We start from the raw sequence: 582 nt of genomic DNA, 5'->3' as shown, positions 1-582 counted from the left end.
GAATGAAGATTACAGAGTTGGAGCACCGGTCTTTGATGATGAGAGCTCTTTTGATGCTGGCACTTATGATGGTGAAACGATTGATAATGATGATGTCACCTCTCCAGAGCCGGTTGCACAGCCCGTTGAAAAACCTTCAGAGATTGTTCCTAGTATAGAACAGCAGCGTATGGAGCAACAAGCCAAACAAGCCCGTGAAGCGCTTGTAAAGTTTTATGAACCCCAATCCCAGACGCCAATGGTTGAAGGTGAAAATGCACCCCCAGACCTACGTGAGGACCCTGTTCGTTTAGTGGCGTGGATGTTAGATAAGATTCAAAAGCAAGATGCGTATATTAGGGAACAGAAAGAAGCGCTAAGACAAGCTGAGGAACAGCAGCAGCACGATATGCGTCTTGGTGAATTTTTTAATAATTCTGTTAAGTCGTTTCAAAATAAATCCAGTGATTTTGACGCCGCGGCAAATTTTCTTTATGAGGCACGCGCAAAGGAATTGAGTTCTTGGTCATCACTTTATCCTGAGTATGGACAACAAAACACAATAGATGCGATTATAAGAGATCAATTGCATGCTCTTGTAGC

At 43.3% G+C, this 582-nt stretch carries 1 protein-coding gene; it reads left to right on the top strand.

Translation table 11 applies throughout. From position 1 onward, the window contains the following. Positions 1-582, top strand: a 582-nt coding sequence (locus ACFIQC_RS10175) for a hypothetical protein (RefSeq protein ID WP_375707163.1), incomplete at both ends; no start/stop codon positions are given.

The sequence above is a fragment of the Bartonella sp. AA126HLJHH genome (assembly GCF_042197425.1).
Lineage (GTDB): Bacteria > Pseudomonadota > Alphaproteobacteria > Rhizobiales > Rhizobiaceae > Bartonella.
This window is presented reverse-complemented; position numbering and strand designations above follow the sequence as displayed.